This window comes from Chryseobacterium sp. 7, from assembly GCF_003663845.1.
In the GTDB taxonomy this organism is placed as follows: Bacteria; Bacteroidota; Bacteroidia; order Flavobacteriales; family Weeksellaceae; genus Chryseobacterium.
Window position 1 is genome coordinate 3,151,042 of the sequence record NZ_RCCA01000001.1, and the last position, 20,155, is coordinate 3,171,196.

A 20,155-nucleotide genomic window follows, 5' to 3' on the forward strand; every position below is an offset into this window, starting at 1 on the left:
TTTGTAATTAAAAATTTCGCAAAAATATGAAAATAAACTGATTATTTGCTAATTTGTGAATATAAATTAACAATTGTTTTCAAAAGTTCCTCAAGAGCGTCAGTAGATTTTACAGGATTGTATTTTTCCATCTGAACTTTCTGCTGCAGTTTGCTGTAGTCTTCTGCTACTGAAGATCCTTTGTGCTTTTCAAGAAAAGTCTTAAACTCCATAGGAGAGCCTTGGAAATACTGACTTCTCACTTCCTGATCCAATTCTTCAAAGGTCACAAAGAACTTTTCATACTCTCCGTTATCTTTAAGATTTTCCAGGTAACCGAAATAATCATTGATATCCGTTTTCATCAATTCCCGGATCTCTTTTTCGGTTTCAGCCACTGAACCTAAGGGTTTTGACGGTACGGTTTCCCTAACTAATGTACGTTTTTTTTGCCAATTTTTAAATAGTAAATAAGCAATAAATAAACTTAGCAGAATGGCAATATTAGTTAAAAGGATATTCCAGTGAAACTTACTTTTTTCTTTTACTTTGAATGAAGTCGTTTTTAAAACCGGAGTATTTACCGTTTCCAAAAGATTGTTGGTATACTCATTTACCTTTTCTACAGTAGAGCGGGCTTCCAGAATCTGATCATGAGAAAATGCATTCACAGCCAATGTTTTCTGGCCAAGATCTACATATTCTTTACTGGATGGATCAAAGAAAGCAAACTGTTCGGTTTTAATGGAGATGGCTCCTGATTTGTTTGGGATAATAACATAATTAGCCAAAATTTCCCCCTTCATTCCTGTGGTTCCCGGAGAAACTTTAGTTGTGATTTTCGGAGCAAAAACTTCGTAATCCGGAGATGCTGCAATTTTAGGAAGTTCCATATCCGGTAAATTCCCTTCACCCGAAACTTTTACTACAACATTCAGCGGTTTTTTGGCTTCCGGCTTTTCTTTGGATGCATTGTATACGTTTACATTGAAGTTTCCAACTGCATTTTTGAAACACTCCGGAGCTCCTTCCGGAAGCTTTCTTACATTGATTTTTACTTTGTTGGAAACAATCTTGGTTTTATTAGAATAAGAACTTACAGCAGCTGATACCCCCGGTACTTCCACATATCCCGCTTCATTAGGAAATACCATAAACATAGCCAATACCTGTGAAGGCATATTTCCGTATCCGGACGGATCTATCTCCGATTTTTCAAAATTGATAGGATGTACATTGATGTTATCCTGTTGAGGAAGATGAATATTTTTTACTTTTCTCAGGTTATCCATGTTTTTGGAATACACTCTGAGAACAGCAATAGTAGGCTGATCCTGATACACATCCCGGTCATCAATCTCCATATTCAGGTAGACATCATTGGATGTATTGGCAGCCAGCGACCTTTTGTCTACAATATCACGGATATTAACATCAAAAGGTTCTGTTTTGTAAATTTTATTATTGACGGTAACCAGAACTGATCCTATTTTTATTTTCCCTTTTTTCTTAGGTTCAAGGGCAATTCTGGAAACTTTTTGGGTAATTAAAGTATTGGTAGCGGGGTCAATTACCGTATTGGTAACAGATCCGCTTCCTATAATATTAAATTTTGAAAGATCCGGAAGCTGAAGACCAGTCTGCTGTACAAGGTCAGTTCCATTAAGTTCAAGAACAATGGTAAGGTTTACAATGTCTTTCCCTGCATACTCAGATTTATCAGCATCCAGAGTAAGATTTACCTGTCCGTAAGTAATTACGGATGCAAGGGTAAGCAATATGTAAATCAATTTGTGCTGCATCACCAATCTTTCTCGTTGCTTTCAGGCATCGAATAAGAATTTTTGTTTAAAATTCTTCTGGCGGTTTCTTTTTCTTTTTCGTTTATTTTATCTAAGATCGCATTTTCAAGATTCTTTGGCAATTTGCCTTCATTATTCTGATCTTGCTTAGGATTGTCACCTTGGTCACCTTTACCTTGGTTTTGTGGGCCACTCCCCTGATCCTGCTTTTCTTTGTCGCCTTTCTGATCATCCCCTTTGTTCTGATCATTTCCGCCACCACCTTTACCTGAGTTATTTTGCTGGTTTTTTTGTTGTTCTTTTTCTTTCTCTTTCAGCTTGGCAATCTCATAATTTTTTCTGGTTACCTCACTGTAGGGATCCTGTTTCAAAGCTTTTTTGTAATAATCTGCAGCCTTTTCCGGCTGATTCATCTGCATATAGGCATTCCCTAGATTATGAAGAGCGGCAGTTTTATCAGGAAGGGTTTGTGAGAGTTTTTCTGCTTTTTCAAACTCTGCCTTCGCTTCTTCATATTTTTTATTTTTATACAATGCATTCCCCATGTTATAGTGAGCGGTAAAATCTTTATCATTAGATTTTATCGCTTCCATAAACTTGGAGGAGGCTCCGTCATAATCTTTACCGTCAAATTTCTGATTGCCTTCGTGAACTAAATTTCTGTAGTTTTCCTGCCCAAACAAAATGCCTGAGAAGGATATGGCAACAATAAACGATAAAAATATGATTTTAGTATTCATTACTTGCAAAATTATTCCTTTATATGTTAAGAAACAGAGTTTTATTTGTTAAAATTCGGTTAAAGTACTTGTAGAATTTCTTCTATAAATAAGGGAAATCTATACATTAAAATCTTTCTTAGGATTAAAAATATAAATTAAAAAGAAAAACAGAAGAGATACTGCAAGAAAATATTGGTAATAATGATTAGCATTCTGAGATTTTACCGTGGTTTCAGCACCTGTAGATTTTTTATTGACAGCATCTACAATTCTGTCCGGAGCTTCGTTCAGATTATTTCCGTCAATATAAGCTCCGTCTGTAGATTCTGCCATTTTCTTTAAAGCTTCCGTCTGTCTCTTTGAAATTACCGTACCTCCGTTTGCATCCGTTTTATAACCCATCAGCTGTCCGAAAACATATTCCGGAACCGGAGCACCTTCGTCTGTCCCTACTCCTACGGAAGTAATGCTTATCCCTTCTTTATTGGCTAATCTGATGGCTGCATTCTCATTTCCTTCATTATCTTCACCATCACTCAGCAGAATCACTTTTCTGGATCCTTTGCTTACATTTTTAAATTTCTCAGCAGCAGCCTGCATTCCTTTCAGGAAGTCTGTCCCCTGAATCTGCATAGAATTGGTTTCAATACCGCTGATATAAGTTTCCGCAGAATTATAATCTGTAGTCAAAGGCATAATAGACATCGCCTGTCCGGCAAAGATGACGATACCTACTTTATCATTATTCATTTTCTTCATAGTCGCCAGCATCAGATTTTTGGCTTCTGTAAGACGGCTTGGATCAATATCTTCTGCATTCATAGAATTGGATACATCCAGCATGAAGATCACATTATTCAGCTTCTGAGTACTTTTTACTTCTTCGGAACCATTCAGAAGATCAATAATAGAGAATATCAGAAACAGTGTTCCCAATAAGTATAATGCAGGAAAAAATTTCGTAAATCCCGAACTCTTTTCGAATAAATTGTCATGAAACTGGCTGACTGCAAAAATTTCCCTCTTCTTCTTTCTCCATTTTAAAAAACGAATCAAAAAGGAAGCTAACAGCGGCAGAAGCAACAGCAAAAATAAATACCAATAATTTCCTAAAGACCAACTCATCAGCTTAAAATTTTATAAAAAACCCATCTCAACAATGCATCCAACACCAACATGCCCAATGCAATCCAAAGGAATATTTTGAAATATTCTTCATAATTGTAAAGTTTGGAAACCTTTACATCAGATTTTTCCAGTTGATTGATCTCATCATATACTTCTTCCAGACTGCTGTTGGAAGTCGCTCTGAAATACTTTCCTCCCGTAGTCTGTGCAATTTCTCTCAAAGTATTTTCATCAATAGTAACCTCCGTTTCGGTGAAGATCAAATCTCCAAAGATGTCCTGCGATGTCGGCATCAGTGCATAACCATTGGTACCGATTCCGATTGAATATACTTTTATATTATTATTTTTTGCCAGTTCAGCAGCAAGCTGCGGAGGAATAGCATTCTGAATATTGCTTACACCATCCGTCATCAGGATGACTACTTTACTTTTGGCTTTGCTTTTAATCAAATGATTCACTGCTACAGAAAGACCTTCTCCGATGGCTGTTCCAGGTTCAAGACCTGCCGAATTCAGGTTTTTAATTTCATCAATAACCACCTGATGGTCTGAGGTAACAGGAACTTTCGTAAAAGCTTCTGCAGCATATGCTACTACTCCTATCCTGTCATTTGGACGTTTCTGAACAAATTTTACGGCAATATCTTTCAAGGCTGTAATTCTGTCGGGAGTAAGATCTTTTGCCAGCATACTCAATGAAACGTCAATAGATAACATAATATCTACTCCTTTTGTATCATCTCTGTCCTGAGAAACGGTGAATGTTCTAGGTCTTGCCATAGCAATAATCAAAGCCGAAAGAATGATGTACTTTGAAATTTTCAATAAAAAAAGCACCCCCTGAATCCCCCCGCTATGATCCATATTTTTTATGGTAGGAACTTTTATCCCTTTTCTTTTGCGTCTCCCGGCATCTTTAATCAACAATGGGATAAACAGCAGAAAAAGCAATAAAAACCACGGATTGTAAAACTCAAAATTAAACATCCTTTCTTAAGTTTTCGAATTCTAAATCTTTGGATGATCTTTTCACAAAATCTCTGATATTGGCAAAATCTCTTTCCATTGTTTCCTGGTCGGGGAATGTTTTGGCAAATTTCACCAAATCTCCTCTAAGGAATACATCTTCTATTACTTTTTCGTTGTCCTGCGAAATGGTATTATTCTTTTTCATGACATCAATAAGATCATCCGTAAGAAGTACGTCTGCCGGAAGGCGGTATTGCTTTGTGATAAAAGTTCTGGAAATATCGATCAGTTCCACGTAAAATGAACGGAAGTTTCCACCTTCAATATATTTTTTCTTTTTAAGAGAATCCAGTTCTTTCAAAGTCTGATTGGTAGCCACTACAGGAGCATCCTTCGCTTTTCTGCCCCATTTTATGAACATAATAATGGCAATAATAAGTGCAATTGCGGCCAATGCTGCCAGAATATAAAACTTATAAAGCTCCCAATAATCTTTCGCCTCCAATTTCACCTGCTTATTATTCATAATATCATTAATCTGATCCGCTTTTTGAGCAGTATTAATGACATCTATTTCGTAAGGAATTGTTTTAAGAATTTTATCGCCCACTTTGAACTCCAGTTCCGGAATGGTAAATTTTCCTTCATCAAAAACTGCAAATTCTATCTTTCTCTCATAAGTATTGGCATTTTGTCCTATGCTGTCTTTGGTTTCTTCAAAATGAAATGGGAGCAGCTCATTTTTGGCAGCTGAAGTTACCTGCTGCTCATTAAGATTATCAATCTTGATGGTAAGACGGTTGATCTCTCCCAGAGCAATGGTTTTCTTTTCTACATTGGAGGATAATATCTGTGAAAAAGCATTCGCACAGATCAGAAAAGATAATATTAAAAGTATTTTTCTCAATGTTACAATAATAAAGGCAAACGCCTCATGTTTTTTTTAGTTACGGGCTGAACCCGATGTTATTTTTTCTGAAAGTAATTATACAATAATTTTGAATAATCTGAACCGGTATTGATATTCATGAAACTGGCAGAGCTGTTGGCAAAATCTTCTTCCAAAGCCCTCAGTTTTTGTTTTTGAGCTTCTGCAAAAGTATAGCGCCATCTTGCACTGGAAGTATTGGCCCATATTTCCTTTCCGGTTTCCACATCATATAAACGGGCATATCCTACATCAGGAATTTCATTGTCTTTTTCATCATAAATCCTCATTCCCAATAGCTGATGTTTCTTTGAGGCCACTCTCAGCATTTTGGAATCATATTCATCTTCAAAATCTGAAAACAGAAACACCAGAGATTTTCTTTTAAAAATCCCCATCATATATTCCATCGCTTTGTCTATTTTAGATTCTGCGGGAACATAATCTGCCGTCAGGATAGTACTGATGATAGAAAGAATATGTTTTCTTCCTTTCTGGGGAGGAATTACTTTGTATACTTTATCAGCAAATAGGATCAATCCTACTTTATCATTATTTCCGGCTGCTGAAAATCCTAAACTGGCAGCAATTTCGGCTACATATTCTCTTTTCAGCTGAACTTTTGTCCCATAATCCATGGAAGCGGAAATATCCACAAGAATCATCATTGTCAACTCCCTTTCTTCTTCCATTACTTTCACGAACGGCTCACGGAAACGTGCAGTTTTGTTCCAGTCGATTCTTCTGATTTCATCTCCAAACTGATACGGACGCACTTCCGAGAAAGTCATCCCCTGCCCTTTAAAGGCACTGTGATATTGCCCCATCAAAGCAGCCTCCGTCTTTTTTCTGGTACGGATTTCAATCTGCTTTACTTTTTTTACAATATCTTTTATCTGCATAGACAATTAAAGTTCAAGGTTTAAAATTCAAAGTTTAATATTATTAATCTTTTAACTCAATGGAAACATTCAACCATTCGTTATCAAACTTTGTATTGTATTTTTTATAAAAATTGATTGCCGGTTCGTTCCAGCTTAATACCTGGAAGACCATTCCGCTGTAATTCTGGATTTTACCATATTCCAGTGTGGCATCAAATAATTTTTTTCCTATTTGTTTTCCTCTTAGCTTTTCCGTTACTACAAGATCTTCAAGATACAATCTTCTTCCCTTCCATGTTGAATATCTGTCATAATATAATGATATTCCCACAATCTTGCCTTCATATTCTGCCACAAAGGCTCCCCAAACAGGTGAAACACCAAAGCCGTCCTGCGTAAAATCATCCAGTGTTACCGTTACTTCATGCAGTGCTTTTTCATATTCCGCTAATTCTCGGATTAAATCCAGCATGGAAGCACAATCCTTCTGAACTGCCTTTCTGATTATAACATCACTCATTACGGTGCCTGGATTTTTGCTAAAATTCTGTTGATGATCTCTTCTGTGGTCACTTCTTCCGCTTCAGCCTCAAAAGTTAAGCCCATTCTGTGTCTTAATACATCTTTTGCCAGTGCTTTTACATCTTCAGGAATCACAAAAGCTCTTCCTTTCAGGAATGCATAGGCTCTTGATGCGATCGCAAGGTTAATAGAAGCTCTTGGTGAAGCTCCGAAACTGATATAATTTTTAAGTTCAGAAAGACCATAATTTTCAGGATAACGTGTTGCGAAAACCATATCCAGAATATATTTTTCAATTTTCTCGTCCAGATAAATCTGGTTGATCAATTCTTTAGCATCTACAATGTCTTGAAGGGCAATCACAGGTTTCACTGTCGGCTGATGTGACGTTGAAACCATTCTCATCACCTGTCTTTCATCTTCGAAAGCCGGATAATCAATAGTACACTTCAGCATGAAACGGTCGCTTTGTGCTTCGGGCAGCAGGTAAGTTCCTTCCTGATCAATAGGGTTCTGCGTCGCCAACACCAAAAACGGTTTTGGAAGCTTCATTGTTTCATCACCAATTGTCACTTGTTTTTCCTGCATTACCTCTAAAAGAGCCGACTGTACTTTTGCTGGTGCACGGTTGATCTCATCCGCCAAAACAAAGTTGGCAAATACAGGTCCTTTTTTTATAGAGAAATCATTGTCTTTGATATTAAAAATCATGGTTCCCACTACATCCGCAGGAAGTAAATCCGGGGTAAACTGGATCCTTGAAAACTCACCATGAACAGCATCAGCCAGCGTTTTTATTGCGAGAGTTTTAGCCAATCCCGGCACTCCTTCCAAAAGAACGTGACCATTCCCAAGAAGTCCTACCAAAAGTCGGTCTATCATGTATTCCTGTCCAATAATAACTTTGTTGATTTCCTGTCTCAGAAGAGAAAATAAGTAGTTTTTTTCCTTTACTTTTTCCGTCAATTGGCGGATATCTTCAGCTTGATATATCTCTGACATAGCTTGATTTAAAATAAGTGGTAAATTTCTGATAAATACTTGCATTAATCAACACAATAAATGCTATTTTTGAGTTAAAGTTTGTTAAATATTCCAGTATTGATGCAAGGTCAAGAACTGCTGAAGTCTTAAAACTCAACAGGATTATCCTATTTTTTCATAAAAATATATAAATTTTGCTTTAATCACCCGCTCAAAAATTGTCATTTCCAGTTTATTAAACTATTTTTGGTGATTAAAAATTTCGCAAAATGAATTATCATTTTCAAGCGCACAGACAGGTAAGAAAGAACCTTTTAGACGTACTTCAGAACACCTCTCATGAAGATCTGATTCTGATTCCGGATGGTTTCAATAACAATATCTACTGGAATATTGCCCATACAGTTGCTACACAGCAGCTTCTGCATTATTACCTGAGTGGAAACCCTTTCCGTATTGATAAATACTGGATTGAAACCTATAAAAAAGGTACTTTACCCAACTTAAATGTTCAGAAATCTGAAGTAGAAGATCTTGAATTTTTACTGACAGAAACTTCTAAGATTTTAATGAAGGATTATGACAGTGATTTCTTTTCAGACTATACTCCATATACTACTAGTTTCGGAATGGATCTGAAAAGTATTCAGGATGCCATTATCTTCAACAACATGCACGAAAGTCTTCACTACGGGTATGTGCTGGCACAGAAAAGAGCAATTTTAGGGGAAAAAGGGAGATAGTGAATTTTGTTACGCAAGTCAATGGTCAAATGTGAATACACATCTGACAGATCGACTTACAAAGAAAATTCACATTTTACAACTCACTATTTAAAATAATAAGATGACAGATAAAAAAGACGATTTTATTTTCGGGCTGCGTCCCGTGATTGAAGCCATTGAAGCAGGAAAAACTATTGACAAGATCTTTGTGCAAAATGCACTTCAGGGTCCTATTTATGCTGAATTAAAAGCCATTTTAGCTAAAAATAAAATCCGTCCCAATTATGTTCCGGTTGAAAAACTAAACCGTTTTACAAGAAAAAACCACCAGGGTGTGGTTGCTTTTATCTCGGATGTACCGTTTCATAAAGTGGAGGATATTGTTCCGCAATTATTTGAACAGGGGAAAACTCCTTTTCTTTTGATTTTGGACAGACTTACTGACGTAAGAAACTTCGGAGCGATCTGCAGAACGGCAGAATGTGTAGGAATTGATGCCGTTATCATTCCGGAAAAAGGGGCAGCTCCTATCAACTCAGATGCTATAAAAACGTCTGCAGGAGGTATTTATAACATTAAAATATGTAAAGAAAACAACCTGGCACACACTGTAGACTTCCTTCAGCAAAGCGGAATTTCTGTATATGCTGCTAGCGAAAAAGCTCAGAAATTAATCTATGACGTGAACTTCACAGAACCATGCGCGATTGTAATGGGAAATGAAGAAACCGGAATTTCCAAGGAAGTTCTGCATCATGCTGACGAAAAAATAAAACTTCCTATTGAAGGAAAAACTCAATCTCTGAATGTTTCTGTAGCATGTGGGGCGATTTTGTATGAAGCGGTAAGACAGAAAATGGCCGTGATACCCAATCCTTAAAACCATGAAAATAAAAACACTTTTACCATTATTTTTTGCATCATTCCTATTGAATGCACAGACAAAAAATACCGCTACAGATAACCGTCTTGTTACAGAACTTGATAAGATGGTTCAGAAAGAAGCTCTTGCCTATATGCAAAGTCCTGCCCGTGTAGGAATTTCAATAGGTATTATTAAAGATGGTAAAAGCTATTTTTATAATTACGGAACCACTGAAATCGGAAAATCTGAACTTCCTACTTCCCAAAGTCTCTACGAGATTGCATCCATCACCAAAACATTTACAGGAACTCTTCTTGCACATGCTTTAGTAGACGGAAAAATTAAAATGGATGATGATATCCGGAAATATTTAATTGGAAATTATCCTAATCTTGAATTTGAAAAGCATCCAATAACAATTGGTAATCTTACCAATCATTCATCAGGATTGCCGCAGTTTTTACCGGATCAGTCTGAGACTTTTAAAAAACCGATGGATTCTGTTGCCATGGCACTGGCCGATTTTTATAAAAATTATTCAAAAAAGAAGTTTTATGAAGATCTTCATCAGGCTAAAATAGATTTTGTACCGGGAACACAATATAAATATTCCAATGTAGGAACACAGATTACGGGAGATATCCTTGAAAAAGTATATCATAAAAGCTACGGAGAACTGCTTTCAGAATATATCACAAAGCCTCTGAAAATGAATCATACCATTGTTGGTACGAATTCTGCACAGCTATTGGCTTGCTATAACGAAAAAGGTAAGGTAATGCCCAGGAATTTCACATCCATTTTTGCTCCGGCAGGCGGAATTGTGACCAATACAGAAGATTTGGTGAAATACATGCAGTACCATCTGAATGAAAGTGACAAGTATGTAAAAGCCTCACATACACCTCTTGTAAAGAGTGAAGGAGATGCAATTGGGCTGTACTGGAGAGTACATACCTATGAAGACGGCACCCAAACCGTTTATCATACAGGAGGTACATTTGGTTTTTCAAGCGTGCTTCAGATTTATCCTTCAAAAAATATGGGCGTTGTAGTATTGTCCAATGAATCGGATGGTGAGTCTCAGGGAAAACTGCAGGATATTGCCGATAGTATATTAAGAAATAGTAGTAAAAAATAAAGTTAAAAAAATCAAATGAAAAACATTGCAGCGCTTGCGCTTATATCATCAATAGCTCTTGTATCTTGTAAAAAAGAAACAGCAAAAATAACAAAAGTAGACCCTAAAACCGGAAAAACAGTAACGGTAGAAGTTCCTGCTGATTCTGTAGCGAAAGTAGCAGAAAATCCGGCAATCAAAGACTCTGCGGGTGTTATCACTCAAACTTTTAAGCTTGAAAAAGGAAAAACATACCCTCTTACAACTTATCAGAGAGATGTAAAAACAATGACTGATCCTCAGGGAAAATCAATCACGGCAACCAGCGAATCTACAGATGAAATGAATTTCGTAGTCAATGATATTAAAGGAAATGTATATGACATGACCCTTAATCTTGTTGCCAAAAGAAACTCTCAGTCTGCACAGGGTAAAACAGTGGTAGTAGACACAAAACTGGCTATTCCTAAAGAAGATGATCTTAAAATGATTTGGAATGTAAACAAAGCGCTTACCGGAAACAAACTTGCCATGAAAATGGATACAAAAGGTAACGTTATTTCTATTACAGGTTTTGATGCTGTTTACACAAAAGTTTCCAATGCAGTAGGCACACTTGTGAAAGATGCCAATCAGAAAGCTAGTGTTGTGGCAAGCCTTAAAGAATCATTCAACGAAAAAGTATTGAAAGATCAGTTCCATAAAAACCTGATGATTATTCCTAAAAAAGGAGTAAAAATTGGAGAAAAATGGTCAACTTCTGAAAATGCAGACCCAAGCGGAAGCGTAAAAGTAACTTCTAATTATGTAATGAAAAGCTTAGGAAACGGAGCAGCAGAAATTGCAGTAACCGGAGGTATTCCTAAAAAAACTGAAAAGAAAGCTCAGGGGCCTATCACCCATAGCCTGAGCAGTGAACTGGTTCAGAATGGAACCATTAAGTTTGACGAAAGCACAGGATGGATTACCAACCAGAATATTACTGTAAAAGCAACACAGATAGAAACCATTTCAGACGGAAAACAATCACAGTCTATGAAAAGCGTTTCCAATTCTTCTGTTATGGTAAACCCATCTGCTAAATAACTGAATTAAATGCATTCAGGGTTTAACATGTAAACCCTGAACTTTAAATTTTAACATTATGAAGTACATTCTTGAGTTAGTACTCTCTGCCATTATTATTTTCTTTGTCTGGAATATTCTGAAAAGAATCTTCTTCAAGACATTTTATAGTTACCGTTTTAATAACAACAATCAGAACAACGGGCAGCAGGACCTACACAACTCGAATAAGAATAACAAACAGAACCTCAACTGGGATGCAGAAACTGTAGACTATGAAGAGGTAAAAGAGAGTAAGGACAAAAGGTAAAAATTCCAAGAAATAAAAGATAATAACCAGCATGGCAAAAAATAAAAACTTAATTTATATTGCGGCTTCATTAGTAGTATTTATAGTTTTAGCATTTTTATATTCTACCCCTGTATTCACAGGAAAACAGCTTTTTCAGCATGATATTGTGCAATACAGAGGAGGAGCAAAAGAACTGCTCGACTATAGAGCCAGTACAGGAAATGAAACCTATTGGAGCGACTCTATGTTTGGCGGAATGCCGACTTATCAGATGGGAAGCCAGTTCAAAGGGGACATCATCAAAAAAATAGACAGCAATCTGAATTTCCTGCCAAGGCCGGTTAATTATCTCTTCCTGCTTTTTGCAGGTTTTTTCCTTTTGGGAATGGTCGTGGTAAGAAACTGGAAGTATGCACTCTTAGGAGCCACTTTCTTTGGACTTTCGACTTATTTTTATATTATTATTGCAGCTGGACATAATGGTAAAGTAAACACCATTGAATATTTTGCCCCGCTGCTGGCCGGAATTTTACTCGTTTATATCAGAAAACAATACATCTGGGGATTCATCGTCACTACCCTTTTCATGGGATTGCAGATTGCAGCCAATCACCCGCAGATGACGTATTATCTTTTCCTTGCATTAGGATTCTTATTCTTGTCTGAACTCATCAGAGCTATTCAGAAAAAGACACCAATGAAGCACTTCCTGATCTCATCAGGAATTATCGCGGCATCATGTATTATTGGAGTTGGAATGAATTCACAGAGAATCATGGCCAATTCTGAATATGTAAAAGAAACCGTTCGTGGAAAGCAGATTTTAGATAATGACAGCCATACTTCAGGAAAATCCGGAATGGATAAAGAAAGTATGCTGATGTGGAGCTACGGACAGCTTGAAACCTTAAACCTGTTCATTCCAAGATTAATGGGTGGAGGAAGCCAGGAACCGGAAGGAAAAGAAATGATGAGCAAAGTTCAGGAACTGGTTCAGGAAAATGTAGGTTCACAGGCGGAAATGGATAGGATTTCTAAAGGTTTTGGCGGAATGACCTATTGGGGAGACCAGCCGGGAACTTCGGGACCTGCTTACCAGGGAGCTATTGTTTGCTTCCTTGCAGTATTAGGCTTTTTCTTTGCATCGAAGAAATACCGTTACTGGATTTTGGGAGCTTCTATCCTGACTATTTTACTGGCTTGGGGAAGCAACTTTATGCCTTTATCCGACTTCTTTATTGATTATGTACCATTCTATAATAAATTCAGAGCACCATCTTCTATTTTAGTAGTTGTAGAGCTATTATTCCCTCTGATTGCTATTTTGGGATTATACAGATTCTTCACAGATGAGAAATTAACTGAGGAATACAAACAGAAAATTCTTCTGTATGTATCTGGTGGAACTTTAGGGCTTTTATTGATTCTTTTGGTTTTCGGAAAATCATTATTAGGATTTTCAACAGAAAACGAAAAGACTTATTTCCCTCCTTTCCTACTCGATTATCTTGTAGATGAAAGATATAAACTATTCAGAATAGATGCGATTAAAGCATTCATCTATGTAGCCATTACTGCAGCTGCATTGTTCCTGACTTTAAAGAAAAAGCTGAATCAGAATATTGCCTTGGTAATAATCGGAGTGGTAAGTTTATTTGATCTTTGGACGGTAAACAAACGTTATTTAAATGACGAAAACTATGTAGATAAAATCTTCGCAGAAAATCCTTTCCAGACAGAAAGTTCAGACCTGCTGGCTGAAAAAGTTCAGGGAAATCCGAATCTGGAATCTATTTTAGCCAATGTGAACATCAACAAAACATTGGAAACCATTGCTGAAAAAGACAAAACGCACTACAGAATTTACAACCAGACGCTGGGTGTAACAAGTGAAACGAATACTTCTTATTTTAAAGCTTCAATCGGTGGTTATCACGCTGTGAAATTAAGAAGATATGATGATGTTCTGAACGAATACATCAATAGTATAGACAGTGTAAAAACCCCTAATGTATTAAACTTATTAAATGCTAAATACCTTGTTTTCGGGGGTCCTGATCAGCCACAGGTAGTTCCAAATCCAAAAGCCAATGGTAACGCATGGTTTGTAAGCGACCTGAAGTTTGTAGATAGCCCTAATCAGGAAATTAAAGCTATCGGAACTATCGACAACAAAAAAACAGCAGTGATTGCTTCATCTGATAAATCGTATTTTGATGGTAAACCTGTTCAGGCAGATTCTACAGCATTTATCAATCTGACAAAATATCAGCCTAACGAACTTGAATTTAAATCCCAGTCGAAGACCCCTCAATTAGCGGTATTCTCTGAAGTGTATTATCCTCACGGATGGAAAGTGCTGGTAGATGAGAAAGAAGTTCCATACATTAAAGCAGATTATTTACTTCGTGCAGTGCATGTTCCGGCAGGAAATCACCACATCAGAATGGTTTTTGAACCTGAAGTGATTGAAAAAGGAAAATGGGTTTCTCTTCTTTCATTCGGGTTATTTATCCTATTGTCTGCATTTGGAATTTTCTGGATGAATAAGAACAAGAAAAAAGAGATTGCATAAATTAAACACACATTTTATGAAAAAAATACTATTGCTGATTATTACTGTTAATTTATTTAACTGCCAAAAGAAAGAGGTACAGTATACTTCTCCACCTCTACCTATGGAAGAGGTAACTTTAAATAATAATATAACTTCAAAACATGTCAATATCCCCAATACTAAAATATATTTTTTGCCTTTTGATAAAAACTATAATTTAAGTAATGGAGCTATGGTTTCTAAAGACAATAATTATTCTATTACTGTAACGGAGTCGGATGGCAATACAGTAAAAAATACTGTTGATGATTTTTCAAAAGAAGACTTTGAGGCAAAAGGAATAAAAGTATTTGATGATAAGTTTATTACGGTAAATGGAGTAAAATCTAAAATTATTTTTCTGCAGGGTCAGCCACAATTAAAAGGAGCAATTCTTTTTATTGATAATAAAACCGAAAAAGAAATGATTACTGCAATGTATGATGCCAATAATACTTTGCTGGAAAACAAAGTAAAAAATATGCTGCATACTATTGTTTATAATAAGGATGCGAAGGTAGATTATTTAGGCAATGCAACTTTCAAAATAGATCTTTCAAACACTAAGTTTAAGTTCCAAAAATACACCTCAAATTTTTATAATTTTACAGAAGATGGTAAAGATGTTGGAATATTAGAACCAACCATTTTAATTTCACAAATACCTAATATTGAAAATCCTAGCTTAAAAGGCTTTTTTGAAGAAGCAAAAAAATCATTACTCAAGTATGGTTTTAAAGATTTGGATGAAAAAAACATAATTGAAACAAAAGATTCATTCCAGGCAGAGGTTTATGGAAAATTTAAAGGAAAGCCGAGTGTATGCTATTATAAAATTATAAAAGATCCAAAAAAAGATTTCATATTGTTTTTAATGGCATCTTCTAAACAGAATTTAGATCAGGATTTACCACAATTCAAAAAAATAGCAACTACATTTTCATTTAAATAAATTGGAACAGAAGAAAATATTAATTATTACCTATTACTGGCCTCCTGCGGGAGGTCCTGGTGTTCAAAGATGGCTGAAGTTTGCAAAATATCTGCCAGATTTCGGCTGGAAACCTGTCATCTATACTCCCGAAAATCCAAGCTATCCATTGCTGGATGAAACGCTGATGAAAGATGTTCCTGAAAACATTGAAATAGTAAGAACCAAAATCTGGGAACCTTACCAACTAGCTGAAAAACTTAATAAAAGCAACAAGAAATTTAAGGCCGGACAATTTGATGTAGGAAAAAATCAAAGCTGGAAATCTAAACTTTCAATTTGGGTAAGAGGTAATTTTTTCATTCCAGATGCCAGAGTTTTTTGGGTAAAACCTTCCGTTACATTTTTGGAAAAATACCTGAAAGAAAATAACATACATACCATTGTAACTTCCGGTCCGCCCCACTCGCTCCATTTGATTGGTTTAGGATTAAAAAGCAAAATGCCGAACCTGAAATGGATTGCCGATTTCCGTGATCCATGGACAGAGATTTCCTATTACAAACACTTGAAATTAACCAAAAGTTCGGATAAAAAACACCGTCAGCTTGAAAGCGCTGTATTTAAAAATTCAGACATCACGCTGGCAACAAGCTATACCGATGCTGAAAACTTCAGAAAAGCAGGCGCTAATGCTGTTTGCATTACGAATGGATTTGATGAAAGTGATTCGGGCGAAAAAGCGAAAGGACAAAAGGGTGAAAATAAATTTATACTTAGTTATATCGGAGTTTTAGAGCAACTTAGAAATCCTGAAAATCTATGGAAAGCACTTGATGAACTGATCAAGGAAAACGCTGATTTTGCAGATGATTTTACATTGAAGTTTGTAGGAAGAATAGATGATAAAATTCTGAGTGCTATTGAAAATTCGAATTTAAAAAATCATATTTTGAATCTTGGATATCTGGCTCATGGTAAAGCGGTAGAAGAAATGGAAAATTCTGACATGCTTCTTATCACCAATTTCCCGAATGAATCTTCAAAGGGGATTATCCCCGGAAAAATCTTTGAGTATCTTGCATCAGGAAAACAAATTCTCTCCTTCGGGCCTGAGAAAGCTGATGTGGCAAAAATTCTTGAGGAAACACAGGCAGGAAAACACTTTAATTATCAGGATACAGAAACTGTTAAAAAGTTTATCCTTGAAAAGTTTGACCTTTGGAAGGCAGGAAGTCTTCTTGAAAACACTCAACATATCGAACAGTTTTCAAGAAAAAACCTTACCCATCAATTGACTGAGGTCTTGAAATAAGACTGGAAGTTAGAGGCTGAAGGTTTATTCACACTTCTAACTTCCAGTCTCTATATTGTCCACTGGTCATTCAAAACTGCAACCAGATAATATTTCCCCTGAAATTCTTCAAATACAAAACGAACCGTTTTCCAGTCCATGTTTCCGTACTTTTCGGTTCCTTTAATATAGTTTTCGGTGAAGTCGTCTTTAGGATAGATTTCCTTTAAATTATTCAGTGAATTACCTCCACCTATGAACTTATTCAGTGAATATTGTGATGTGGTAAAATCTTTAGAAAACACCCATTTACCCAGATAATCATTGATCGTCGCTTTATAAGGATCTCCGGAACCATCATGGGCACCCCATGTAAACAGTGTTTTGGTCGGCTGATATTTCTCAAAGTCTGTTTTAGAAAAATGCTTGTCTTCTTTTACATCCACAAAAGCATACATGGAAAAACGGACTCCTTTTTCAGGGTGAATTAAAGATGCAAAAGTGGTATAATCTTTATCTTTTAAAGCTTTTAAAACCTCATCATTGGCCTGTTTTAAAACAGCTTCTTTATTAATATTATTCTGAACGGCTCCAGCACTGTCAACTTTATGCTGTGCAATGGAATCAATTTGATTGGGAACAGTTTTGCCAGCCTCTTTTTTACAAGCTGTAGCAACACCGAGAACTAATACTGTACTCATAGCTAATAGGGGAAAAATTCTCTTTTTCATATGATAAAATTTGTGGTGGATAAAGAAAGTACCAAAACTGATGCCAACAGCTATAATTCATAAATGATGGTTGATAATTCATAAGTCATCTTTCATAATTTATAATTTCAGTTGTACCTTTGTTGTATGGAAATTTTGGACATTCTCATTATCGGAGCCGGGCCTATTGGTCTAAACTGTGCTATTGAAGCTCAAAAAAATAACCTTAGCCATTTAATCATTGAAAAAGGAACTATTGTTAACTCACTGTACAATTATCCTTTATACATGCGCTTTTTCTCTACAGCTGAAAAACTTGAAATTGATGAAATTCCTTTTATTTCTGCTGCTCCCAAGCCAGGAAGACAGGAAGCGTTGGAATACTATCAGGGAATTGCCCGACAGAAAAAGATCAACATCCATCTCTATGAAAAGGTGTTGAGTGTTTCCAAAAATGCTGAAGTATTTGAGATCAAAACGACCAAATCAACCTATTTTGCTAAGAATATTGTGATTGCAATCGGATTCTATGATATTCCTAATCTTATGAATATTCCAGGCGAAAATCTTCCGAAGGTCAAACATTATTATACCGAACCTTATCCTTATGCAAGGCAGAAAATAGTGGTTGTAGGATCAAGCAATTCTGCTGTAGATGCAGCACTGGAAACCTATAGAAAAGGAGCTGAAGTAACGATGATTGTCCGTCACTCCGAAATTTCAAAAAGTGTAAAATATTGGGTAAAACCGGATATTGAAAACAGAATTGCAGAAGGAAGTATTAAAGCTTATTTTAATGCAGAAATGATTGAAATAACAGAAAACACTGTGATTTTTAAAGATGAAAAAGGAAAAACTAATGAAATTGACAATGATTTTGTATTGGCAATGACAGGTTATCTTCCGGATTTTGATTTTCTTAAAAATTCAGGGATCGAGTTGAAGGGAGACTGCCTTAATCCTTTTTATAATCCCGAAACAATGGAAACCAATATTTCCAATCTTTATCTTGCAGGAGTGGTTTGTGGAGGAAAAGACACGCATCTCTGGTTCATTGAGAATTCGAGAATCCATGCGAATATGATTATCAATTCTATACTTTCCAAGTCTTAATTATAAAAAGCAATACATATTAAAAGCTTCGGGCAATTTCTACGAAATTGCCCGAAGCTTTTTTAAATTCATGAGTCAAAATCATGATATTTCTTATATTACATCTTCTTCCACTTTATTTTTATCCTTAAGCATCCATGGAATGATAAAGTAAAAACCTACGGCAATAGCCACTGCCAATACTCCTGTTCCAATCCACAATATACTGAAGCCTAACTTTTCAGCAATCAACGTTCCTATATAAGGCGTAACAATGAATGCTATTGAAAAAGAAATTCCATTCAATCCCATATAAGCACCTTTATTCTTCTCACCCGAACGTAATGCTGTGATGGTAGACATAAAGGGAAGCGTCCAGATTTCTCCTACACAAAGTAATGTCATAGACAACACAAGAGTAATGATACTGTAATCAAAAGCCAGCATGGCATAGGAAATTCCGCACAGAAAAGTCCCGAACAGCATGGTAAAAGCTAAAGTAAAATATTTTTCAGCAACCTGTACCAATCCCATTTCCAGCAGTACAATCAGAAAACCACTATATCCCAGGATATACCCGATATTCTGCTGGCTCAAATGCGCAGTATCCTTATAAAATATGGTCAATGTACTGAAAATCTGAAAGAAACATATGGCAAAGAACATACAGAACGCACAATAAATCAAAAAATTGCCGTCACGATACGGCGAACTTTCTTTTTTAACTACAATGGTTTCTTTTACCAATTTAGCTTTCTGCTTTGCTAATCTTGCACGGTCTTTAAAGAACCAGATATACATCAACCCTGCCAGCAAAGCAGCCAGTGCATTACTGAAAAACAGAAATTCATAAGAAATAGCAGAGAGAATTCCTCCCAATGCTGGTCCGATAGAAAATCCCAAATTAACGGCCATACGGTTTAAGGAAAAAGCTCTGGTAATATTTTCTGGCTTTGCGTATTTTGTGATCGCCACCGAGTTGGCAGGACGAAAAGTTTCGCTTACAATACTCTGGGCTAAAATAATCCCTGCCAACCCTGCTTCTGTTGTAAAAAGCGGAATCATACAGAATAAAGGCACACTGAGAAGCAGACTCAGGCTCTGTACCCTGTACTCTCCTATTTTATCTGTAATCATCCCACCCAGCCATGATCCGATGACCGAACCTATCCCGAAAAAGCTTAGCACAATTCCGGAATTTTCAATACTGAAATGCAAATGATTCGTCATATAAACTCCAAGAAACGGAAGTACCATAGAACCAGCCCTGTTGATGAGCATTACCAACGCCAGCATCCAACTCTCCTGCGAGAGTCCTTTGAAAGAACTCGTATATACGTTAATTAATCTCACAATAATATTTTGGGGAAATTTGAAAGTGCAAAATTAGATAAAAATAACCCAAAAGCCTTTATTTAAACCCTTTTTTTATCAATAAACTCCTTAAAGCTGCCCCCATTGACTTCATTTTGGAAGAAATGAATCTTTTTGGTATTTAAAGCCGTAGAACTTTTATAAAAATCGTAAATTGCAGTAATAACGATA

The 20,155-nt window shown here is 36.2% G+C and carries 19 protein-coding genes; 9 read left to right on the top strand and 10 right to left on the bottom strand.

Annotation, left to right across the window (positions count from 1 at the left end):
- Positions 1 to 41: 41 nt before the first annotated feature.
- The 8 genes from CLU97_RS14450 to CLU97_RS14485 form a co-directional block, all read right to left on the bottom strand.
- Positions 42 to 1,781 (bottom strand): BatD family protein, encoded by a 1,740-nt coding sequence (locus tag CLU97_RS14450; protein ID WP_121488556.1) that lies wholly within the window; start codon positions 1,779 to 1,781, stop codon positions 42 to 44.
- Positions 1,781 to 2,521: a tetratricopeptide repeat protein gene (locus CLU97_RS14455; protein WP_121488557.1), complete on the bottom strand. Its 741-nt coding sequence runs from the start codon at positions 2,519 to 2,521 to the stop codon at positions 1,781 to 1,783. Before CLU97_RS14455 ends, CLU97_RS14450 begins: the two co-directional genes overlap by 1 nt.
- A 99-nt stretch (positions 2,522 to 2,620) precedes the next feature.
- A complete protein-coding gene (locus CLU97_RS14460; protein WP_121488558.1) occupies positions 2,621 to 3,628 on the bottom strand; it encodes a vWA domain-containing protein in 1,008 nt (335 codons plus the stop codon).
- The gene (locus CLU97_RS14465) at positions 3,628 to 4,620 is read right to left on the bottom strand and encodes a VWA domain-containing protein (RefSeq protein WP_121488559.1); all 993 of its coding nucleotides are present in this window, start codon (positions 4,618 to 4,620) and stop codon (positions 3,628 to 3,630) included. The genes CLU97_RS14460 and CLU97_RS14465 overlap by 1 nt, the downstream gene beginning before the upstream one ends.
- Positions 4,613 to 5,509: a BatD family protein gene (locus CLU97_RS14470; protein WP_121488560.1), complete on the bottom strand. Its 897-nt coding sequence runs from the start codon at positions 5,507 to 5,509 to the stop codon at positions 4,613 to 4,615. The genes CLU97_RS14465 and CLU97_RS14470 overlap by 8 nt, the downstream gene beginning before the upstream one ends.
- 59 nt (positions 5,510 to 5,568) lie before the next feature.
- A complete protein-coding gene (locus CLU97_RS14475; protein WP_121488561.1) occupies positions 5,569 to 6,432 on the bottom strand; it encodes a DUF58 domain-containing protein in 864 nt (287 codons plus the stop codon).
- 43 nt (positions 6,433 to 6,475) lie between these two features.
- Positions 6,476 to 6,934 carry a GNAT family N-acetyltransferase gene (locus CLU97_RS14480; RefSeq protein ID WP_121488562.1) on the bottom strand — a complete coding sequence of 153 codons (459 nt, stop codon included), beginning with the start codon at positions 6,932 to 6,934 and terminating at the stop codon, positions 6,476 to 6,478.
- Positions 6,934 to 7,938 carry an AAA family ATPase gene (locus CLU97_RS14485; RefSeq protein ID WP_089690154.1) on the bottom strand — a complete coding sequence of 335 codons (1,005 nt, stop codon included), beginning with the start codon at positions 7,936 to 7,938 and terminating at the stop codon, positions 6,934 to 6,936. Before CLU97_RS14485 ends, CLU97_RS14480 begins: the two co-directional genes overlap by 1 nt.
- Before the next feature lie 251 nt (positions 7,939 to 8,189).
- Here CLU97_RS14485 and CLU97_RS14490 point away from each other — a divergent pair, with 251 nt between their 5' ends.
- The 8 genes from CLU97_RS14490 to CLU97_RS14525 all read left to right on the top strand — a co-directional run bounded on the left by CLU97_RS14490 (position 8,190) and on the right by CLU97_RS14525 (position 16,829).
- Positions 8,190 to 8,663 (top strand): DinB family protein, encoded by a 474-nt coding sequence (locus tag CLU97_RS14490; protein WP_089690152.1) that lies wholly within the window; start codon positions 8,190 to 8,192, stop codon positions 8,661 to 8,663.
- A 103-nt stretch (positions 8,664 to 8,766) separates the two neighbouring features.
- Positions 8,767 to 9,525 carry a 23S rRNA (guanosine(2251)-2'-O)-methyltransferase RlmB gene (gene rlmB, locus CLU97_RS14495; protein WP_121488563.1) on the top strand — a complete coding sequence of 253 codons (759 nt, stop codon included), beginning with the start codon at positions 8,767 to 8,769 and terminating at the stop codon, positions 9,523 to 9,525.
- A gap of 4 nt (positions 9,526 to 9,529) precedes the next feature.
- Positions 9,530 to 10,651: a serine hydrolase domain-containing protein gene (locus CLU97_RS14500; RefSeq protein WP_121488564.1), complete on the top strand. Its 1,122-nt coding sequence runs from the start codon at positions 9,530 to 9,532 to the stop codon at positions 10,649 to 10,651.
- Between the two features lie 15 nt (positions 10,652 to 10,666).
- On the top strand, positions 10,667 to 11,716 hold the full coding sequence (locus tag CLU97_RS14505) for a DUF6263 family protein (RefSeq protein ID WP_121488565.1): 1,050 nt from the start codon (positions 10,667 to 10,669) through the stop codon (positions 11,714 to 11,716).
- 58 nt (positions 11,717 to 11,774) lie between these two features.
- On the top strand, positions 11,775 to 12,005 hold the full coding sequence (locus tag CLU97_RS14510) for a hypothetical protein (RefSeq protein ID WP_121488566.1): 231 nt from the start codon (positions 11,775 to 11,777) through the stop codon (positions 12,003 to 12,005).
- 31 nt (positions 12,006 to 12,036) lie between these two features.
- Positions 12,037 to 14,562 (top strand): YfhO family protein, encoded by a 2,526-nt coding sequence (locus tag CLU97_RS14515; protein ID WP_121488567.1) that lies wholly within the window; start codon positions 12,037 to 12,039, stop codon positions 14,560 to 14,562.
- 16 nt (positions 14,563 to 14,578) lie between these two features.
- Positions 14,579 to 15,535 carry a hypothetical protein gene (locus CLU97_RS14520; RefSeq protein ID WP_121488568.1) on the top strand — a complete coding sequence of 319 codons (957 nt, stop codon included), beginning with the start codon at positions 14,579 to 14,581 and terminating at the stop codon, positions 15,533 to 15,535.
- A gap of 1 nt (position 15,536) precedes the next feature.
- A complete protein-coding gene (locus tag CLU97_RS14525) occupies positions 15,537 to 16,829 on the top strand; it encodes a glycosyl transferase family 1 (RefSeq protein ID WP_121488569.1) in 1,293 nt (430 codons plus the stop codon).
- Positions 16,830 to 16,879: 50 nt separating this feature from the next.
- Here the strand turns inward: CLU97_RS14525 and CLU97_RS14530 are convergent, their stop codons facing one another.
- Positions 16,880 to 17,539, bottom strand: coding sequence for a hypothetical protein (locus CLU97_RS14530; RefSeq protein WP_121488570.1), 660 nt, complete (start codon positions 17,537 to 17,539; stop codon positions 16,880 to 16,882).
- Between the two features lie 126 nt (positions 17,540 to 17,665).
- On the opposite strand from CLU97_RS14530, the gene CLU97_RS14535 reads away from it, so the two are divergent.
- Positions 17,666 to 18,631, top strand: coding sequence for a YpdA family putative bacillithiol disulfide reductase (locus CLU97_RS14535; RefSeq protein ID WP_121488571.1), 966 nt, complete (start codon positions 17,666 to 17,668; stop codon positions 18,629 to 18,631).
- Between the two features lie 93 nt (positions 18,632 to 18,724).
- On the opposite strand, the gene CLU97_RS14540 is transcribed toward CLU97_RS14535, so the two are convergent.
- Positions 18,725 to 19,906: an MFS transporter gene (locus CLU97_RS14540; RefSeq protein WP_121488572.1), complete on the bottom strand. Its 1,182-nt coding sequence runs from the start codon at positions 19,904 to 19,906 to the stop codon at positions 18,725 to 18,727.
- Between the last annotated feature and the right edge of the window lie 249 nt (positions 19,907 to 20,155).